This window comes from Shewanella colwelliana (assembly GCF_001735525.1).
In the GTDB taxonomy this organism is placed as follows: Bacteria; Pseudomonadota; Gammaproteobacteria; order Enterobacterales; family Shewanellaceae; genus Shewanella; species Shewanella colwelliana.
In genome coordinates, this window is sequence record NZ_MCBT01000016.1 from 13,851 (window position 1) to 29,673 (window position 15,823).

Below are 15,823 nucleotides of genomic sequence, written 5' to 3' on the forward strand. Positions count from 1 at the left end.
ATTAGAACGACTAAACCACTAAACCATTAATAAACAAAGACTTTAATCATTAACACAAAACACCACAAGATTTAACAAACGCGCAACCTAATTGTCATTAAAAACTTGTAGATGTCACTAATATGTAAACCGTTAACCACTTCGTCCTGTCTAAATTAGGCAAATGCAGGCCAATCATTAGGTGTTTAACATGACGACTCAGAATGCTTAATCAAGGTTATCTTCCAAGCCAATATCTTACCTTCGTCATCACAAATAGTGTCGATGCATTCTAGCGCTGCGCCTGATAATGACGCTAATATGTCTGCTACTTTTTGTTCAGAAAGTGCCGCGTTAACGAGTTCTCCGAGGCGCTCTTTCAACGAAGCTATTTGACCTGATGCAAACTCGATGTAAGTCAGCTTTTTGTCAACCGACCAGAATAGACCTTGCTGAAACAGTGTGGCAACGTAATTGAGTAACTCACAATCTTTTAAAGCCGCTTCATTGAGTTTTGCCAAAGTATTAATTTCCGTATTTAACTCTCCTCTTAAACGCTCGGCTTCAGGATCAATTTTGACACGTTTTAGATCATCACCATTGCTCATATTCCCCATTCTTTTAACGAGTGCTGTGATGATGCTAAATACATTATCCACGGCGCTATCATTAATTAATGCCAGAATGTCTCGATTTCGATTAATGATCATTGAACGGCTGTGATGAGTAACGACGCAAAACCTGCCACCGGTTTTCAATACTCTTAGCGCTTCAGGAATAGAGCGTGAAAGATCAGAGTATTCGATACCAAATTGAGACATGACCAAATCATATTGGCCCTTCTCGAATGGCAACTCGTTACCATTAATATTCGAGATCAGTGAGACAGTGACCTCATCATTCAGCTGTTGAGTTGATAAATCTGTAGCGATCTGTGCTAAATCAACACCATCAACATGCCCGCCTATTTGTTGGTCACTAAAAAACTGATTGATTAGCAGTGGCAGTGCACCATTTCCCGTAGCAACATCTAATACCTTAAAGTTTGGCTTTAACTTAGCGAACTCTGTATTCCATAGGGTACTCAATACGCCAGAATAGTTACCCTTAAAACTATCACCAAAAGAAGTTAAATGCCCTTGCTGCCAATACTCATCCCAATGCGAACTCATCACGCCACCATTTAGTTATTGTTTTGATGCTTGATAATACACCATAAAAAAAGGCCCTATAAAGGGCCTTTTTCTTACACTATTTCTATATCAACGTTTAACTAACTCTTAGAACTTAAGAGTGTAGCTCGCACGGTATTCACGACCGTAGTTGTTGTATAGGTCAGCATTTTCATACTTACCATCTGAAGATAGTACTGGATCTTCGTCAGTTAGGTTGTTAACACCTACCATGATAGAACCATATGAACCCGCATCATACGTGTAGCTTAAGTTATGGATTAACCAATCGTCTAACTTACCTTCATCCTTATCTTCATAAGTTGATGCAGTGTAGTTCACGTTCCAAGATACACGATGGTCACCCATTGAGTAAGTAGTTGTGAAGTTAGACTTGTAGTCAGGTTGACCGTTCCAGCCTGCAGTATTGATGGCTTCAGCACCACCTTCTACTTCCACGATGTAATCCAATACGAAGCTGTTCATCCAGTTCATAGAGAAATCACCGATACCTGTTTCGATGTTACCGTTTAGGCCAACGTCGATACCAGTAATCTGCATCTTGTCACCGTTACCGTAACCAGTACCGATTTCAAGAGCTTTACCTAGCGCGCCACCAGTTCCTGGAGCACGATCTACATAGAAAGTTTCTGTAGTTGCTAGCGTACCAGCAGCGATACCTTCCATCACGTTAGTGATTGAACGACGGCTGATCACGTTGTCGATGTTTAGGTCGAAGTAGTCAACCTTGATACCGAAGTTATCAACAACATCCCATGCCACACCTAGGTTAATGTACTCTGAAGTTTCAGGTCCTAGGTCACTGTTAGCACGAATATAGGTATCGTACTGCTTGCTTGAACAATCAGCTTCAGAAACACCATTAGACTCACAGTATGGGTAATCGGTACCGGTATCGGCACTGAATGTAGTCGCAGCATATAGCTGATCTAGTGCTGGAGCGCGGAACGCTTCAGAGTAAGACGCACGAACTACGATATTTTCAAGTGCTTGCCAGCGAACAGAAACCTTAGGCGCTACGTTTGTACCAAAGTCGCTGTAATCATCGAAACGAGCCGCTACGTTAACTTCTACAGAATCGATAATTGGTAATGCTGCTTCATAGAAAGCTGCCCATACTTGACGGTCACCACCAGCAGAGTTACCTGCGCTACCACCAACTAAACCAGCTTCTGATTGCGCATCATATACTGAAGCGAAATCTTGCTCGAAGTATTCCATACCGAAGTAATGAGCAACAGTACCACCTGGTAGTTCAAATGCATCGAAACCGATACCTGCATTGTACTGGTGGAAAGTGGCTGAATCTTGAGTAAGAGTCGTTGCTTTCATGTTGTTTACACCAGCTTCAGAACCAAGATCGATTCCGTTAGCTTCGTTGTAAGCAAGACCTGAATAGCTTAAGTAGTACTCACCGATAGACTTGTTATCAGCTTTGTTGTAGTGGTAGTAGAATTCCCACGTTGCATCATTCCATGCACTGATAGAACCGCGAAGACCAGTTAGGTAATCTTGGTTATAATCATCTACGCTACCATCACGTGTTCCGATACCAACCCAACGGAAGTAACCTTTAGTTTCTTCGCCGTATGGGTTATGTGGGTTGTCAGCGGCCATGTTATTCCAAGCAGCAGCTGGCGGCGCATAACGACCAAATGAGTTGTTCTGAGTAAACATGATGCGACCAAACCACTCAACATCTTCAGCGATTTCATAGTTTGCATCAACATAAACAGTGTTACGGTCAACAGATGCCTTGTTATAAGACACATTACCGTATGCATACATACAGTAAGTTGAACCTGGACCCCAATCAGAATCCGCAGCAACAGTCTTAAATACATTGTCACCGTATTCTGCAGCTAAGTCATCACACAATGGTGAAGCTTGTGCTGTAGAGAAGTCAGGTGCTGCAACCGTTGCACCGTAGATAGACCAGCCATCAGTCTCGTTATACGCTTGAATTGTACCGTCACCGTCTAGGTCACGCATCCAAGGTGCTGTAAATGCACGGTCGCCATCAGCAATACCTTTACGGTCCTGGTGGTCAAATGCAAAGGTAATGTTACCCTTATCCATTTCGTAACCAGCAACGACTGAGAACTCTTTACTTGTTAGTCCGCCGTCACGGTCACGTGAACCGCCACCAACGTTGAATTCGATACCTTGGAAGTTCTTTTTCATGATGATGTTAACAACACCAGCAATCGCGTCAGAACCGTAGGTAGAAGATGCACCGTCAGTTAGAATTTCAATACGCTCAACAGCCGCCATTGGGATAGCGTTAAGGTTCGCTGAAGCGCCACCTAGTGTTGGTGAGCCTGGGAAACGCTTACCATCAATAAGAACTAGAGTACGGCTTGAGCCAGCACCACGTAGATCGATAGTTGCTTGAGACTGTGCTGAGCTACCTGAACGCTCAGAGAATGAACCGAATGAGTTTAAGTTACTGTTACGTAGCGCATCAGCTACAGTAAAGTTACCTTCAACTTTCATGTCGTCTGCAGTGATCGTTGTTACAGGTGAAGCACCTTCTAGATCGCTACGCTTAATACGTGAACCAGTAACTTCAATACGTTCAACTTTTTCTGCAGACTCTTCATCTGCTGCGAATACTGCTGGAGCAGTAAAAGCAGTCATAGCTGCACCACTAACTAGTGCGAAACGCACTGAATTAGCTAATAAGCTGTTCTTATACATGTTGTTTCTCCCTGGACTTTATTTTTTATTTTTGTGTGAAAGTAAACACAAATCAACATCTGTTGTTACACTTGTGCACATTCGCAAACAAATAGAACCACATGTGAAACATTTAATCAACATTCGTCTCATTATTTTCACAGATTTATGGAATGAACGGTTAATTTGTAGGCTAACCTCTCATTTATGCATAAAAAATAGATCTCTTCCCGGCAGTTCTTCTTAAATAACCCACGTGTAAAAAGCGCCCATAAGACCTTAGCGGGAGAAAGGAAAAAGTCTAAAAAACAAGAAATAAGCTTACTTTACGCCCCCAAAATAGATAACCAGATGCTAAAGTAAATGGGGTGTGGAGTGGAATGCACTGAGAGCTTGTTAGAATTAAAAGAGTTTGATAGAGGCTGATATAAAGTGGAAAGACTGTTTAAGGTCACTGTGGTGGGGCGATTGCCAAAGACGTAAAACTCTATTTTTGTAAAGAATAGATTACAAAAACGCCAACATATCAATGTTGGCGTTTTATTTATCATAAATAAACGGTTAGAACCTTACGTTGACACCTGCATAGAAGTATCGACCCGTTACATCATAAGCTTCAGATGCGGTATTAATCCCCGTCCCTCCAGAGTTAGTGCCTTGAGGAAGAATTGGCGGCTCTTTATCGAATAGGTTTCTAACACCCACTGACGCTTCAAAATTCTCGCTAAAGTTATAGCGGGCATTGATGTCATGGTAAACCACTGCATCAATCTCATTGTACGTGGTGAGTGGCTCACCTGTGGTAAAGTTGAAGTTCTCTTCGTTGACAGAGTCAACCACTGAATGCCAGTAACGCATACGCCATGCAAGGTTGAAATCATCAATCAAGTAAGAGAGGTTTAAGTTAGCACGATGTTCTGGATAGAGCACTTCACCAACATAATCAACAGCATCACCATCTTCAATACCGGTTATTACGTACTCATTGGTGTAGTTCCAAATCAATTGTGCTCGGAAGCTACCCGGACCGAGATCAACGGTGTAGTTAATTTCTGTATCAAAGCCCGAGGTGTCGATATTGTTTTCATTAGACGTACCTGAATGCACCTCAATTAATGCGCCGTTCTGATCACGAATGGCTGCACCATTACAGTTCGCAGAGAAGTCACTCGATGCCACATCAAAACAACGATTCAATACTGTTGTTCTACTTGTGGTCGAGATGGCATCTTTTACTGCAATATCATAGTAATCAAGCGTGATAGAGAGATCGTCCATCACCTGCCAAATTACGCCGGCACTCCATGTATCTGCGGTTTCGGCTTTGACATCAGCATTACCACCAGTGGTACCACCTGTTCCTTGTGCTTCTGTCTGGGTGAGTTCAAACACACCTTGATCAGTAATCCTGTCATTAATCGACTGGATAGAACGACAGTTGTCAGCCACTTGTCCAGATGTGCTCGCATCAATGCCATTACAGGGATCTGCCACCGTCGCAAATGTTTCCCCTCTACCACCATATAAATCAGAAATATTTGGCGTGCGGATAGCCGTTGCAGCCGATGCTCTAAACTTTAATGTATCTAGTGGGGTAAATTCTATACCTGCATTCCACGTGACATCACCACCAGTAATAGAGTGGTCGGCATAACGCGCTGCTAAATCTAATTCTAATGAATCTAAGATGGGAAATATGGCTTCTGCGTAGATATCTTTCGAGTCCAATTTACCATTGGTTGGTTCCGACTTATTGGTCGATGACGCTCCCGTTTGTGCTAAATCACCAGGGCTGTATGAACCGCGCTCCTCACGATATTCTAGCCCAAATGCCATACCAACATTACCACCAGAAAGCTCCCAAGGCAGCTCGCCTGTCACGGTACTTCCAATCACAAACTGCTCTGCTTGCCCCGTTGCCTTAGCGGGGGCGCGTACATAGTCAACAGCGTCTTGAGACACAGTGCCTTCACCAAACAGGTTTAGCGGCACACAACCTTGCAAACGCGCATCTTCATTAACACAAACTAAGTTGCCATTGCCATCATCCATAACATCTAGCGCTAAAGCCGCACGCTCAATATTCATCTGGCCGCCATTTTCTTGGAACTGATCGGTACGACCCCAAGTTAAATACGTTTGGTTGGCCCATTCATCATTTATCTGCCAATCCACCCCAGTCGCGATACGAACCGTATCGCGCTCTAAATCGGTAGAACGCGCGCCAAACTCAACTAATCGTCTAACAAAGGTGGTTTCATTTAAGTTTGAAATACCATCTGCAGCGAGAGCATTGCGCAACGCATCAGGTACCAAAGGCGAATTGATGCTCATCCCTCCAGTACCGTTACGGTCCTGCAGCCAAATATCATTCACCACATCAAGTGGTGTCGGTTCAATAGTAGAGTCTTTGGTTTTAGTCGTGTTCCAGTTAATCTCAGTAAAGAATGACACATCGTCATTGATCTCTTGTGTTAAACCCGCTGCCGCATACTTGCGCTCTAACGGGGTAACTAGCTGGCGATATGATGCACGATTAAATCGACCATCAGCGGTAAATGGCGTGCCATCTGCGTTATAACCATTGACGCGTCCTTGAGGCGGGTATGATGAATAGAGGGCATCGATATACTCATTTCCATCATCATCTAAATAGACCGCCAAATCTTGGCTTGAGAAATCACGATCGGTCGCTTTGATGCCATCATCATCGTCATAACCTAATGAAACCCAAGCATTACCGCCTGACCAATCTTTACCTGATGTAATACTAATTGTCTTAGTCTTTCGATCGCCCTCTCCCGCGACACCAGCCTGCGCACTAATTTCCACGCCATCAAAATCACTACGTGTAATGATGTTTACCACACCAGCAACGGCATCCGAGCCATATACAGCTGACGAAGCGCTTTTCAAGATATCGATACGTTCTATCATTGATGTCGGAATTGCGTTCAAATCCACCGCATAACCCGTGGATGGGTCGACACCCGATACAAAGCGACGCCCATTAACCAATACCAAAGTACGCGACTGTCCTAAATTACGCAGCGCAGTCGTATTAAGACCTACAGTCGTGGTAGAAAATGCACTATTTGACTGATCCGATGCGGCGATTGATACCGGCGAAGAGTTGAGAATGTCTGCGACGTTAATCGCACCCGTTTGCGCAATATCTTCTCTAGTTAGTGTAGTAATAGGAACTGTCGTTTCCATATCGGTACGTTTAATTCGAGAACCTGTAACTTCAATTCTTTCTACCGTTTCATCATCGGCCGCCATTGCTTGTGGGGCGGCCAAAGTCATGGTTGTCGCTGCACCTAATAAAGCTAACTTTATTGAGGCACCTAAAAAGCTGCGATTCTGTTGCATGTCATTCTCCTAGACTTCAATGTCTTTTATATTTATGCAAAGCCATCTGGCTTAGTTGGAACAATTGGCATCGAATTAATTGCCAACATTCGCAACAGAAATAAACACAGGCGCAACAAGCAACCAACAAAAGTAACAAGCCTAATTTGAGGTATACCCATCAAACAGCTAAAAATTATCGAAAAATGGGCGTAAACCCATCCACAAAAATCTGTAAACCACTGTATAAAAAGGAAATAAACTAACATTTACAGGGTGACACAAAATGCAACACATACCGATTCTGCTTACAAATAGCAAAAAACAGTAACAGCGTGTTGTATTTATGTTAAAGGTGATATTTGAGAGCGAAAGGCACAAAAAAAGCGCTTCATCTATGAAGCGCTTTTTAGTCTATATTTTATCGATTTAAGCCTTACAAAGTGTAACGAATACCAATTGCTATACCATCTTCTTCTGAGATAGACATTCTCGCCTCTTGCTCTTTGTCTGCACTGCTAAAGTCACTAAAGTCTTTACGGCCTTCAATATAAAGCACTGTGTTGGCATCCCAAACATAGTGCAGACCCGCTACAACAAATTGACGCTTAAACACATCATTAGGGTCTACGTTATTTGGCTGAATAACATAGTCGCTACCAGCATCAAGAAGGTTGTAGGAGATAAATGGACGTAAGCCATTTTCAAACTTGTATGAGAACAATGACTCAATTCCGTATGAATCTTTGATCAAACGACCTAAGTTATCGGTATCGTGGTTTTCATTCTTGTTGAAGTTCGCTGCACCATAGAAGCCATCAGCGTCAAAGTTACCCCAAGTCACACCAGCACCGTAAATTAAGTCCACAGCGGTGATCTGTTCACCAGTATGGAAACTGACATCGAACTCTCCGCGGTTAACACCTGCGGTTACGACTAGTTTATCAGTAGCTTGATAAGTTACAGAACCACCATATGTGTAGCCATAATCGACTTCTTGTGACTCTTCGTTATTATTCCAACGTTCCTCGCAATCAGTGCTAAGTCCGGGAAGGTTTTCACAGGTATAGAAACTATTATTTTTTAGCTGCGCTTGCACAGCAAAGCTCACATCACCAAAGCCATTACGATATTGGACGATTTTGTCACCACGACCTACACCATTGATGGCACCATCTGCTTTGTTGTAAGTGTAAACACCTGCCGCGTTACCATCCCATACAAAGCCATAGTTGGTGTTGTACACGACGTCATACCATGCACCCCACTGCTTACCAATGGTCAAACTTCCGTAGGTATCATGGCTAAGGCCAACATAACCCAAACGGTTATTAAGGAAATCACCACTTTGAGATTCAAAATTACTTTCACTGCTGTAAACAATTTCACTGTTACCAAATGGGTTAACACCCCATTCAAGCTTGGTAAAGGCTTTCCAGCCGTCGGTCATTTCCCGAGTAAAACCGAAATTAATACGCGATGCGCCGTTAACGACTTCGGTTTCGCCTTGAGTGTTAATCACACGGGCGTCGATAAATCCGCCAATTTCAACAGCATTTTTATCATCTTTGTAGATTTCAATGGCTGATGCTGCAGGTACAAATATGACAGCCGCTAATGCTGTTGCTAGTAAACTCTTTTTCATGTGATCGCCTAACCTTGTGTTATGTTCAGTTTGCTCTATATTTTTTATTGTCACATTCCGTCGTTTTATTTCGTTCCAATTTCAAATTGAGACTAGCAAAAGATTAGCAAATCCTCAAAGACGAATATCACAAAAAGTGCAGTTATTTTCACCACATTAACCACTAAAACCTCTACGCATCATGACTTACACCATCTGTTAACATTTATTCAGAATAAGCTCAACGAAGCTTCATCTAAATTAACGTCATCTGTTTAGAGATAAGGTCACTGAAAGAAACATTGAAAACTGAAAGTACAGGATCAGAAATGGGTGCGATTTGTTTATCCAAGTAATATTGGTAATCAATTTTGCCGATACAAAACTGAATGGGTTCTGCCCCCGAGAGGGTGATTAGATACTCAATCTTACTGCCCCGTTTTCCGTATGCCGGCACGCCACTTCGCTCACAATATAAGCTCGCAGCTTTAACATGGGGCGAGGCTTTTTGGGTATAGTCAGCAATATCACGCCTGAGCCGTTTACTAAAAATAAGCAACTCGTCAAGTTCACCTGCTTGCAAACGCACAATGATATCTTGCAGGTACTCTTGTACGTCTTGTTTAGCGAATAACCGATAATAGAGCTGCTCTTGCACCTGCCTAGCCAATGGACTCCAGTCGCTTCTAACCTGCTCCATCCCTTTAAACACAACGCTTAACTCCCCCTTTGGATTAGTGTAAGCCCCCACATAGCGTTTTTTAGACCCCTCTGTAGATCCCCTCAATGTGGGCATAAAAAACTGCTCAAAATGACGTTCATATTCTAACTCTAAATAACAGGGAATATTGTACAGCTCTGCTAATCGCGCTTGCCACTTACCATTAATGGTAGCGACTAAGTTTTCTGCGAACTTATCAATCGATTCTATGCCACTGAGATCGGCCAAATGCACAAAAGTCGAATCGGTGTCACCATAGATTACGCGTAACCCAAGTTCTTCAATCCATTGACGCGTCTGTTTCATTATTTGATGGCCGCGCAACGTAATAGAACTGGCTAACCTTGCATCATGGAAAACACACCCACGTGAGCCAAGCACACCATAAAGTGAATTCATGATGATCTTAATCGCTTGAGAGAGGGGGGCGTTGTTCTCTAATTTTGCTAACTCTCGCTTAGCAGATAGCTCAGCAATTAAATTGGGTAAAATGGCGCCCTGACGATTAAAAGTTGCCCCAAGAAAACCTGGTACGGTTTGCGACTCAGCTAACCTTTCGCCCTCAATCAGTGCCTTGGGGTCGATATTAAAAGTACGAATAATAGAGGGGTAGAGACTCTTAAAATCTAGTACCAAAATATGTTGGTACAGCCCCGGAACAGAGTCCATCACATATCCACCAGGGCTTTCTATCCCATCACTGGCAGGACGACTTGGGGCCACAAATCCTGCACGATGTAGATAGGGTAGGTAGAGATTATTAAAGGCTGCAACCGAGCCACCCACACGCCCTAACTCCAATCCCGTGAGACGTGAACGCTCCATGGCAAACTCGGTAAGATGTGTTTTTTTAAAAATGTCCCAAACTAAGCGGCTATCGGTTAGATTGTAATGCGCCAAGGCTAACTTATCGTGCTGAAACAACTCGGTAATTGACTCACCTCTATTTTCCACTTTATCAATAGCCTTGCCCTCCCCTAAAAGCTGACGTGACACATGCTCTAAGGAGAAACTATCAAACTGATAAAAAGCCGCCTTTAACCAATCGATGCCATCTAACACCACTCGACCAGGTAGAATTAATGTCTCAGGCCTATACTTGTCTTCAACCTTCCAATTGAGAAGCTCATCGCCTCTACCTAATGTTAAGGCAATATTATGGTACTTGGCACGGCGATAAAGCAGCGCGATATCGAACGTCACCACTGCCCAGCCAATGATAATGTCGGGGTCTGCTTGCTTAAACCAAGCAACCAGTCCATGAATCAAGCTCGCTTCATCCTCTACCCAATCAATATAATCTACCGATTGTGATTGAGGACTATCGCCCACCATGATGACCTTTGCTATCATCTCTCCTGTATCGGACTCACCATAAAGTGCGACGCTGTATAGCTGGCCATCCATAGCACATTCAAAATCCAATGATACAATCGACATCGTTATCTTAAGATCACGCTTGCGTGCTCTGCTGGCTGTAAACGTTGGCAATGCACGAGCCGATGCGGCTTGGCCAATAAACTCGGCATCTAAGGCAATAAACCGCTCAATGAGGTAACGTTGCTCTGGTCGAATATCGGCCTCAAATAACTCAACGCCTAAATCATTCGCTTGGCGTACTAGCTGCCGAAAAGCTTGCCCCGTTTGGCTATAGATAGCACTAACACTTTGGTGACTGAAGCTACTCAGCCCAAGTTCTTCAATACGAACGGACGCTATCGCGCTTAAACGAGGTGCCTCATGAGCTAAACAAAAACAAACTCGCGCGCTGTCGTTAACCACCACTTTAACCGGGCCGTCTATCGTTTTTACATAGTACAGCAGAGCGTTACCCGAATGATGACGAGTTAAAATCCGGCCTTTTACTGTCTCCTGTATGCTGTTTTTACCTATCTCACTCAATGTTTTCCCAACTCTATCAATTGCCAAACTCTGTGGTTTAAAGTGAATTACCACTTAAAATAGTCACGATAACGCTTCTTAGGCTATGTAATCACTGTTATTATGTACAGCTCTATTTATCTGCAATGTGCTTTCATGTTATCAGCCGACGTCAAAACTCAGATCCGCACTATCTATAAAGATATTGCTACAGCCCTACCTAACTTTCGTTCTCGCCGAGAACAAAACTATATCGTCGCTGAGATCTCTAAAACATTAGCGGGCGAATATGACAAGCATAGGCGCATTATTGTGGTCGAAGCAGGTACAGGCATAGGTAAATCGCTTGCCTATATTCTGGGTTCTATTCCTCTGGCATTAGCAAGTAAGAAAAAAGTCTGTATCGCCACCGCGACAGTGGCATTGCAGGAGCAGTTGTTGAACAAAGATTTGCCTTTTTTCTTACAGCAGTCAGGGTTAGATTTTACCTTCGGCTTAGTTAAAGGTCGCCAACGTTACGTCTGTTTAGCCAAGTTGGAAATGCTCATCGGTAGTGACGATGGCACGCAAATGGCGATGTGGCAAACTAAGCCCGATCACAGCCAAGTAGAGTTATTGCAAGGCTTATTAAAAGATTTCCATGAAGGCCGCTGGAATGGTGAACGCGACACCTTAACCACCCAACTGCCTGATCATTTATGGACGCAAATAGCCTGCGACAAACACAGCTGTCATCGACAACTGGCAAGCCACAGAAACTGTCCGTTCCATAAAGCCCGTGAAGATATTGATAATTGGGATGTACTGATCGCCAACCATAGCTTGCTCTTTGCTGATCTTGAGCTGGGTGGTGGTGTTATTCTTCCTGATCCAGAAGAACTGTATTACATTATCGATGAAGCTCATCATCTGCCAATAGTCGCGCGTGATTTCTCTAGTGCGCAAGCAACGCTGCGCGGGGCCATTGACTGGTTAGAGAAAATAGGTAAAACCAGCGCCAAGCTGCAAAACCAATTAAAGAGCAATCACATTATTGCCCCGGCACAAGCGATGCTCGACCATATTAGCGATCTAACCAGTTTGCTAAACCAAGTGGCACAGTATTGTGACGGACAAAGCGCCGCTTTCGATAACCCTGAAAACCGCATTCGTTTTGAGCATGGTAAGCTGCCATCAGCGCTAATCATTCAAGCTGAAAACCTTGCCAGCGCCTCTAACAGTGCGCTGAAACAGTTTAACAAGATGCTAGCGTTACTGAGTGAATCTATCAAAGACGGTGAACTCCCCAAGCACCAAGCCGAACAGCTTCTCAGTGAAACCGGCTTTATGCTGCAGCGACTGGAAAATTTACAGAAGCTATGGAAAATGATGGCCAAAACAGATAGCCCTAAAGGCGCTCCGATGGCCAGATGGGTTGAACAAATTGTCGGTAAGCAGCCCGACTATCTGTTTAATGCCTCCCCCATTGAAGTCGGCTTTATGCTTGAAACTCTGCTATGGGAAAAAGCGGCAGGGGTAGTGCTTTGCAGCGCCACACTCAGGGCGTTGAATAACTTTAACCACTTTACTCATCAAGTTGGTCTATCCATTAACGACGGCAGTCGCTACCTGGCTATGGATAGTCCTTTCGATTTTAAACAGAACGCGACCTTATATCTGCCCCAAATGCGCACCGAGCCAACGGACGATCGCTACACAGACGAGCTAGCCGAGCAAATATTACAGCTTATCGAGGGTGAAACCGCGACATTAGTGCTGTTCGCATCCTATTGGCAGATGGAAAAAGTATCGGATATTGTGCGGCCTAAAATTAAAGTACCACTGCTCATACAAGGTGAAGACTCGCGCCAACAACTACTGAGCACCCATAAACAGCGCTGTGACGCTGGTGACGTCAGCATCATCTTTGGCACTGGCAGCTTTTCTGAAGGGTTAGACTTACCGGGTGACTACCTCACCAACTTAATTATTACTAAATTGCCCTTTGCCGTCCCCACCTCGCCAGTAGAACAGGCGCACGCAGAATATGTAAAAATTAAGGGCGGAAATCCGTTCTTACAATTAACGATTCCCGATGCGTCGCGTAAACTGATTCAAAGTTGTGGTAGATTACTACGTAAAGAGGAAGACTACGGTAGAATAACCATTTTGGATCGTCGACTCGTCACTAAGCGATATGGAAAGTCACTACTCGATGCACTGCCCCCCTTTCGCCAAGTTATAGAATAGGATCACCATTGGATTTATTGTTAGAACCGAGCAGCTGGGCGATTCTTGCCGCGATCGGGTTTATCGCTGGCTTTATTGATGCGGTTGCTGGTGGTGGCGGATTACTCTCTATTCCGGCGCTATTAACCACCGGCATTCCTCCCCATGTTGCCTTAGGCACTAATAAACTCGCGGCGAGCTTTGGCTCCTCCATGTCGGCATTTACCTATTATAAGCAACAGTTTTTTACCCCAAGATTTTGGTACCAGGCCGCCATCGCGACATTTATCGGAGCAATATTTGGTACTGGTGTCGTCTATTTAATAGATAATCAATGGCTTGAAAAATGGTTACCCTTGATGATCATATTTATTGCTATCTACACGCTGGTAAAACCCAACGCAATGGGCTCACCTTCGTTTAGCGCGCCGACTCAAGCTCCCGCAAAAGTAAAACAGTGGATTCAGGGACTGTTATTAGGTTTTTATGATGGTTTTGCTGGCCCAGGTACTGGCGCATTTTGGACCATCAGTAGTGTGTCACAATATAAGTTACCCGTGCTCGAAAGCTGTGGATTAGCGAGATCGATGACTTGCATCAGCAACCTAACGTCCCTTGTGGTTTTCTTTGCTCTGGGGCAAGTCAATATCACCATAGGTTTATCGATGGGGTTATGTATGATGTTAGGTTCCTTTGTCGGCGCAAGAACGGCGATAAAATTTGGCGTATCCTTTATCAGACCGCTATTTATCACCATAGTGATTTTAATGGCAATAAACCTCGCTTGGAGTGCATGGGCATGAAAAACGCTGAACTAATCCAACGTTTACGAGTCCAACTCAAACAGTTAGAACAGGAAGTACTGCAACACGACAGCCAATTGGTCAAAGGCCAGCGCAATCTATTGCAAGATACTGAACGTTTTAACGAAGGGCTATTCAATCAAACTGGCGCACAATTAGCGCCATGTATTGGCCAACTGAGTAAAAAGATTTCCCAATTGGAAAAGCTACTAAAGGGGAATATCTCGACTGACACTATATTGTTAAGCTGTGAAGGGATCCAAGACAGATTTACAGCCGTTCGCCGAGCTCTTAACACGACAACGTTAAACGTGAAATCTGCTGAACAACAGCGCGCATCACGATTTGCCAACGCTAAAAAGCGTCGTCAACAGTCCCATGCAGAAAGCGGTTTTGGGTGGATTGCTACAGGTGTGATGCACAATAGTCATCAATTGTATGATGAACTCAATAAACATATGAACTGGGTTCAAACATTTGAACAAAAAATTGAAAATTTACAATCAAAGCTTGAAAACTGTCATAGTGCTGACAAAATTGCACTGCAAAATGAGATACTTTTAGTCCATCGTCGCTTAGGGAAGTGTCGACAAGCTATTAGCTATATAGAAGATCGCATTCAGGCGTTTGAACGCCCGTATAAGAGTCAGAATCGTTAAGGAGCAACAATGAAATCCATCATGCCAATCACCGCTTTAATCGCTCTGCTTGGTGCCTCATCGGCCATGGCTGCAAATCTAACCATCCCAATGGCATTTGAATATCTCGCAATTGACGGAAAGAAAATTGAAGGCAGTCTGTTTAACCATAAATCCGATCTGGATTTAACTCCGGGAAGCCATAAAATAGCTATCCGTTATCATGACATGGTTCAAGATGATTTCAGTGACAGTGAAAGCTTTGTTAAATCATCACCTTTTATCGTCACGCTAAACGTAGATGGTGAGCATGACTACACATTGCAACCTGCAGAAGGTGAAGTCGTTAAACGTCCAAAGTCTTTTGCAAAATCACCGCAAGTAATCATCACCCGCAATGATGGTGGCAGCGTCAACTATAAAGTCACTCAAACTAATTTCACCGAGGAAACCTTTGTAGGAAAATTGTTTGGTGGCGACAATGGCCAAGATATCGAAGTAGCTGCGGCGGCAGCAACGGGAGCAGCCGTCACAGCGTCTGCGGTTACAACACCGCCACCGGTAGCAGCTAAAACCCAAGTAGAGGCGGCAACGCTTCCTACGGCTGTGCCTACTACACTGCCAGCAAACGACGCTGCATCAGCTGAACATGCGCAGCAAATGCTACAATACTGGTGGTTGCATGCTGATGATAAAACACGTAAAGAGTTTATGAGCTGGGCTATTCAACAGCTTTAATACCACCC

Annotated in this window: 9 protein-coding genes; 4 read left to right on the forward strand and 5 right to left on the reverse strand. The window is 43.9% G+C overall.

Going from position 1 to position 15,823, the window contains the following annotated elements; all coding sequences use genetic code 11:
* Positions 1–185: 185 nt before the first annotated feature.
* The 5 genes from BEL05_RS06425 to BEL05_RS06445 all read right to left on the reverse strand — a co-directional run bounded on the left by BEL05_RS06425 (position 186) and on the right by BEL05_RS06445 (position 11,449).
* Positions 186–1,151, reverse strand: a complete 966-nt coding sequence (locus BEL05_RS06425) for a class I SAM-dependent methyltransferase (RefSeq protein ID WP_069670647.1) — start codon at positions 1,149–1,151, stop codon at positions 186–188.
* A 108-nt stretch (positions 1,152–1,259) separates the two neighbouring features.
* Positions 1,260–3,872 (reverse strand): TonB-dependent receptor, encoded by a 2,613-nt coding sequence (locus BEL05_RS06430; protein WP_069670648.1) that lies wholly within the window; start codon positions 3,870–3,872, stop codon positions 1,260–1,262.
* Positions 3,873–4,412: 540 nt separating this feature from the next.
* On the reverse strand, positions 4,413–7,223 hold the full coding sequence (locus BEL05_RS06435; protein WP_069670649.1) for a TonB-dependent receptor: 2,811 nt from the start codon (positions 7,221–7,223) through the stop codon (positions 4,413–4,415).
* Positions 7,224–7,638: 415 nt separating this feature from the next.
* Positions 7,639–8,847, reverse strand: a complete 1,209-nt coding sequence (locus BEL05_RS06440; protein WP_069670650.1) for a porin — start codon at positions 8,845–8,847, stop codon at positions 7,639–7,641.
* A 235-nt stretch (positions 8,848–9,082) separates the two neighbouring features.
* On the reverse strand, positions 9,083–11,449 hold the full coding sequence (locus tag BEL05_RS06445; RefSeq protein ID WP_069670651.1) for a DNA polymerase II: 2,367 nt from the start codon (positions 11,447–11,449) through the stop codon (positions 9,083–9,085).
* Positions 11,450–11,584: 135 nt separating this feature from the next.
* Here BEL05_RS06445 and dinG point away from each other — a divergent pair, with 135 nt between their 5' ends.
* From dinG to BEL05_RS06465, 4 genes are read left to right on the forward strand one after another with little or no spacing between them, the layout of a single operon-like run.
* The gene (gene dinG / locus BEL05_RS06450) at positions 11,585–13,657 is read left to right on the forward strand and encodes an ATP-dependent DNA helicase DinG (RefSeq protein ID WP_069670652.1); all 2,073 of its coding nucleotides are present in this window, start codon (positions 11,585–11,587) and stop codon (positions 13,655–13,657) included.
* Positions 13,658–13,665: 8 nt separating this feature from the next.
* Complete coding sequence (locus tag BEL05_RS06455; RefSeq protein ID WP_069670653.1) at positions 13,666–14,439, forward strand: sulfite exporter TauE/SafE family protein; 774 nt, start codon at positions 13,666–13,668, stop codon at positions 14,437–14,439.
* Positions 14,436–15,098, forward strand: coding sequence for a primosomal replication protein (locus tag BEL05_RS06460; protein WP_028765529.1), 663 nt, complete (start codon positions 14,436–14,438; stop codon positions 15,096–15,098). The genes BEL05_RS06455 and BEL05_RS06460 overlap by 4 nt, the downstream gene beginning before the upstream one ends.
* Positions 15,099–15,107: 9 nt before the next feature.
* Positions 15,108–15,815, forward strand: a complete 708-nt coding sequence (locus BEL05_RS06465) for a DUF2057 domain-containing protein (RefSeq protein ID WP_069670654.1) — start codon at positions 15,108–15,110, stop codon at positions 15,813–15,815.
* Positions 15,816–15,823: the final 8 nt, after the last annotated feature.

What these genes read in the sequence shown, in the direction of transcription:
- BEL05_RS06425 (WP_069670647.1), bottom strand. Translation starts at nt 1,151, where the DNA reads ATGAGTTCGCATTGGGATGAGTATTGGCAGCAAGGGCATTTAACTTCT.
- BEL05_RS06430 (WP_069670648.1), bottom strand. Translation starts at nt 3,872, where the DNA reads ATGTATAAGAACAGCTTATTAGCTAATTCAGTGCGTTTCGCACTAGTT.
- BEL05_RS06435 (WP_069670649.1), bottom strand. Translation starts at nt 7,223, where the DNA reads ATGCAACAGAATCGCAGCTTTTTAGGTGCCTCAATAAAGTTAGCTTTA.
- BEL05_RS06440 (WP_069670650.1), bottom strand. Translation starts at nt 8,847, where the DNA reads ATGAAAAAGAGTTTACTAGCAACAGCATTAGCGGCTGTCATATTTGTA.
- dinG (WP_069670652.1), top strand. Translation starts at nt 11,585, where the DNA reads ATGTTATCAGCCGACGTCAAAACTCAGATCCGCACTATCTATAAAGAT.
- BEL05_RS06460 (WP_028765529.1), top strand. Translation starts at nt 14,436, where the DNA reads ATGAAAAACGCTGAACTAATCCAACGTTTACGAGTCCAACTCAAACAG.
- BEL05_RS06465 (WP_069670654.1), top strand. Translation starts at nt 15,108, where the DNA reads ATGAAATCCATCATGCCAATCACCGCTTTAATCGCTCTGCTTGGTGCC.